At 71.0% G+C, this 4,188-nt stretch carries 5 protein-coding genes; all 5 read left to right on the forward strand.

Translation table 11 applies throughout. From position 1 onward, the window contains the following. Nucleotides 1-530: ABC transporter ATP-binding protein (locus ROTAS13_RS20330; protein ID WP_075823242.1), on the forward strand; the 530-nt coding region annotated here is incomplete at its 5' end. A gap of 266 nt (nt 531-796) precedes the next feature. Further along, complete coding sequence (locus ROTAS13_RS20335) at nt 797-1,591, forward strand: sugar phosphate isomerase/epimerase (RefSeq protein WP_075823243.1); 795 nt, start codon at nt 797-799, stop codon at nt 1,589-1,591. A gap of 239 nt (nt 1,592-1,830) precedes the next feature. After that, nucleotides 1,831-2,550, forward strand: a complete 720-nt coding sequence (locus ROTAS13_RS20340) for an ABC transporter permease (protein ID WP_019463113.1) — start codon at nt 1,831-1,833, stop codon at nt 2,548-2,550. Beyond that, nucleotides 2,550-3,281, forward strand: a complete 732-nt coding sequence (locus ROTAS13_RS20345; protein WP_075823244.1) for an ABC transporter permease — start codon at nt 2,550-2,552, stop codon at nt 3,279-3,281. Before ROTAS13_RS20340 ends, ROTAS13_RS20345 begins: the two co-directional genes overlap by 1 nt. After that, nucleotides 3,278-4,063 (forward strand): ABC transporter ATP-binding protein, encoded by a 786-nt coding sequence (locus ROTAS13_RS20350; protein WP_019463111.1) that lies wholly within the window; start codon nt 3,278-3,280, stop codon nt 4,061-4,063. The genes ROTAS13_RS20345 and ROTAS13_RS20350 overlap by 4 nt, the downstream gene beginning before the upstream one ends. Nucleotides 4,064-4,188: the final 125 nt, after the last annotated feature.

The following is a 4,188-nucleotide window of genomic DNA, read 5'->3' on the forward strand; positions in this document are numbered from 1 at the left end:
CCTTCGTCGAGCAGCATGCGGTGACCGAGGCGCCGGTCACCGTGCTCGACGTGGTGCGGCTCGGCCGCGTGCCGCATCGCGGCCCGCTTTCCGGCTGGACGGAGGCCGACGAGGCGGCCGTCAGCGCGGCCCTGCGGCAGGTGGGGCTGGAGGCGCTGCGCGGACAGCGCTGGCAGACCCTCTCCGGCGGCGAGCGCCAGCGCGCGCAGATCGCCCGCGCCCTGGCCCAGGCCCCGACCGAGCTGCTGCTGGACGAGCCGACCAACCATCTGGATATCAAGCACCAGCTCGAACTGCTGCGGCTGGTGGCGCGCCTGCCGGTGACCAGCATCGTGGCGCTGCACGACCTGAACCTCGCCGCCATGTACTGCGACGAGGTGGCGCTGATGCAGGGCGGTCGCGTGGTCGCCGCCGGGCCGCCGGAGACTGTGCTGACCGAGGAGCGCATCGAGGCGGTCTTCGGCGTGCGGGCGCAGGTGGGGGTCTCGGCCCTGCACGGGCGGCTGCTGGTGCAGTTCCGGCCAGGATAGGAGCGGGGCGCGGGCGGCCCGGGTTTCATTGACCAGGCCAGGAGGTAACCCTACGGTTACCTCGGCGGAGGCGGCCGCGCCGGGCATCGGCCCGGAGAGAAGACGGTCAGAACCGTGAGGGAGAACGTCATGCAGGCATCCTGCATCACCCGGCGCGCTGTGCTGTCCGCCTTCCGGCTCCTGCCTTGCGGCGAGCCCGAGGATGCGGGGCGCCCCTTGGCGAACCGGGCATCGCCCCGGCCATGACGGCACCCGGAAAAGCCGCGATGCGGCGCGCCTTTTCCACGCTGGGCTGCGCGGAGCTGGCGCTGGAGGATGTGCTGGCCCTCGCGGCACGGCACGGCATTCCTTGTGTGGAACTGCGCGCGCTGGAGGGCACGGTAGAACTGCCCGGCCTGTTCGAGCGGCGCTATGGCAGTCCGGAGCGCCTCGCGGCACGGCTGGCGGAGGCACCGGTACGGGTGGCGGCCATCGGCACCTCGCTGCGCCTGATCGGCAACGGACCTGGGGACCGCGACGCCTTCCTGCGCTTTTTGCCCTGGGCCGAGGCGATGGGCGTGGACAGCCTGCGCGTCTTCGACGGCGGCCGCATCGGGGATGCGGCGGAGCTGGAGGAGGCGCGGGAGACGCTGTCCTGGTGGCGGCACCTGCGGCGGGAGCGGGGCTGGCACGTGGAGATCGCCGTCGAGACGCATGACGCGCTGGCCGATCCCGCGACGCTGCGCCGTTTCCTGGAGATGGAGCCGGGGTGCCTGATCCTCTGGGATTCCCATCACACCTGGCGCAAGGGCGGCGCACATCCGGTCGAGGCGTGGCGGATGCTGCGCTCGCATGTCGCGCATATCCATGTGAAGGACAGCGTTTCGCGGCCGAGCGAACGCTTCGGCTACAGCTACGTCCTGCCGGGCGAAGGGGAATTCCCCATGGAGGCGCTGATGGCCGCTCTGCGCGCGGATGGCTATGCCGGGCTGCTGAGCCTGGAATGGGAGCGGCTCTGGCACCAGGACCTGCCCGATCTGGAAAGCGCCCTGCGATCGGCGGAGCGGAAGCATTGGTGGTGATACGGGGGCAGCCGATGATGAGGGTCCACGCCGTTCCGGCAGCAAGCCCTGGCGCATGACCGCGCTCGGCCTCACCGGGATCGAGCGCTTCCTGATCGGGGAGGCGCCACTGCATCCGGTGCGGCGGGAGGATCTGGAGCGGATCGCCTGAGCACGGCCGGCAGGGGCGGAAGCCAGCCTGTCCGCTCCCCGGCGGCATGGTCCTTGCTGCGACAGGGCGGCAGGGGGACAGGAACCGCATGAACCCGCCGGGCTTCCTCGATCTGATGGGATTCGGCCCACAGGGCTGGGGCGCCGCCATGCTGCTGGCCGCCCTGGTGACGCTCGCCGTCGCCCTGTCCGGCTTTCTGGTGGGGCTGGCCATCGGGGCGCTGGGCGCCTGGGCCAAGCTCGGCGGCGGAAGGCTGCTGCGGACGCTGGCGGATGCCTACACGACGATGCTGCGCGGCATCCCCGAGCTGTTGGTGATCTACCTCTTCTATTTCGGCTCCTCCGCCATCCTGACGCCGCTCGCGCATCTCCTTGGCGCCGGGGGGTTCTTCAGCCTGCCCGGCTTCCTCGCCGGCACGCTGGCGGTGGGCGTGATCTGCGGCGCCTATCACACCGAGGTGCTGCGCGGTGCCTTCCGCGCCGTGCCGGCCGGCGAGATCGAGGCCGCCCTTGCCGCCGGCATGCCGCGGCTGCTGCGCCTGCGCCGCATCGTGGCGCCGCTGGTGCTGCGCCATGCCCTGCCGGGGCTGGGGAATGTCTGGCAGATCGTGCTGAAGGACACCGCCCTGATCTCCGTCACCGGCGTGGTGGAGCTGATGCGCCAGGCGCAGATCGGCGCGGGCTCGACGCGCCAGCCCTTCAGCTTCTTTCTGGGGGCGGCGATCCTCTATCTCGTCATCTCCTCGCTCTCCGGCTGGGGATTGCGGCGGGCTGAGCGGCACGCCCTGCGTGGGCTGAGGAGAGGCTGATGGACCTGTCCCTCGATCTTCCCTTCCTCGCCGACACCTTCCTGCGCCTGCTGACCGGGGTGCCGCTGACGCTGCAACTGGCAGCGAGTTCGGTCGCCCTCGGCGCCGTGCTGGCGCTGCTGCTGGCGGCGATGCGGCGGTCCGGCCTGCGCTGGCTGGACTGGCCGGCGCGCTTCTACATCTTCGTCTTCCGCGGCACGCCGCTGCTGGTGCAGCTTTTCCTCATCTATTACGGCCTCGGCCAGTTCCGCGAGATACGCACGTCCTTTCTCTGGCCCGTGCTGCGCGATCCCACCTGGTGCGCGGTGATCGCGCTGACCCTGAACACCGCCGCCTATGGCGGGGAGATCATCCGGGGCGGCCTCGCCTCGGTGCAGCGCGGGCAAATGGAGGCCGCACGCGCCGCCGGAATGGGGCGCTGGCTGCTGCTGCGGCGCGTGGTGCTGCCGCTGGCGCTGCGCCAGGCCCTGCCGGCCTATGGCAACGAGCTGATCCTGATGGTGAAGGCCACCTCGCTGGCGTCGATCATCACGCTGATGGAGATCACCGGTATCGCGGCGAAGCTGATCGCGCAGAGCTACCGCACGGTCGAGGTCTTCGCCGTGGCCGGGGCCATCTACCTCGTCATCAACTTCGTGCTGACGCGCCTCGTCCATGCCCTGGAGCGCCGGCTGGACCCCGGGCGGCCCCCGGCCCTGGCGGCGGCCATCGGAAAGGGAGGGACCGCATGAGCGACGCGCCCGTCGTCAGGCTGCGGGATTTGCGCAAGAGCTTCGGCCCGCTGGAGGTGCTGAAGGGCATCTCGCTGGAGGCCCGGCGGGGCGAGGTGCTGTCGATCCTCGGCTCCTCCGGTTCCGGCAAGTCCACCATGCTCCGCTGCATCAACATGCTGGAAGTGCCCGACAGCGGCGAGGTCAGCATCACGGGCGAGGCCATTGCCCTGCGCCACACGCGGCACGGCACGCGGCCCGTGGATATGCGGCAGGTGAACCGCCTGCGCACGCGCATCGGCATGGTTTTCCAGAGCTTCAACCTCTGGTCCCACCGCACGGTGCTGGAGAACCTGATCGAAGTGCCGGTCCATGTGCAGAAGCGCCCGCGTGCCGAATGCGTCGCGGAAGCGGAAGCACTGCTGGCACGCGTCGGCATCGCCGACAAGCGCGACCACTACCCGGCGCATCTTTCCGGTGGTCAGCAGCAGCGCGCCGCCATCGCCCGCGCCCTGGCGCAGCGGCCGGAGGTGATGCTCTTCGACGAGCCGACCTCGGCCCTCGATCCGGAGCTGGTGGGTGAGGTCCTGCGCGTCATGCGCTCCCTGGCGGAGGAAGGGCGCACCATGCTGGTGGTCACGCATGAGATGGGCTTCGCCCGTGACGTCTCCTCGCGTGTCGTCTTCCTGCACCAGGGGCTGGTCGAGGAGGAAGGCTCGCCGGCGGAGATCTTCCGCGCCGGACGCTCGGAACGGCTGCGGCGTTTTCTCGCGGGCGGGGACAGGGCGGGCGGCGTCTCCTGAGTGTTCGGGCGTTGCGCTCCGTGGCTGCCCGCCGGGGGAGAGGCTCTGCCTCTCCCGCCGGACCCCCTCTCCGCCGGGGACCGAAGCCGGTCCCCGGACCCCGGGCCTGAGTTGGCTCCGCGTGG

This window comes from Roseomonas sp. TAS13 (genome assembly GCF_001950415.1).
Classification (GTDB): domain Bacteria; phylum Pseudomonadota; class Alphaproteobacteria; order Acetobacterales; family Acetobacteraceae; genus Roseomonas; species Roseomonas mucosa.

What these genes read in the sequence shown, in the direction of transcription:
- ROTAS13_RS20340 (WP_019463113.1), top strand. Translation starts at nt 1,831, where the DNA reads ATGAACCCGCCGGGCTTCCTCGATCTGATGGGATTCGGCCCACAGGGC.
- ROTAS13_RS20350 (WP_019463111.1), top strand. Translation starts at nt 3,278, where the DNA reads ATGAGCGACGCGCCCGTCGTCAGGCTGCGGGATTTGCGCAAGAGCTTC.
- ROTAS13_RS20345 (WP_075823244.1), top strand. Translation starts at nt 2,550, where the DNA reads ATGGACCTGTCCCTCGATCTTCCCTTCCTCGCCGACACCTTCCTGCGC.
- ROTAS13_RS20335 (WP_075823243.1), top strand. Translation starts at nt 797, where the DNA reads ATGCGGCGCGCCTTTTCCACGCTGGGCTGCGCGGAGCTGGCGCTGGAG.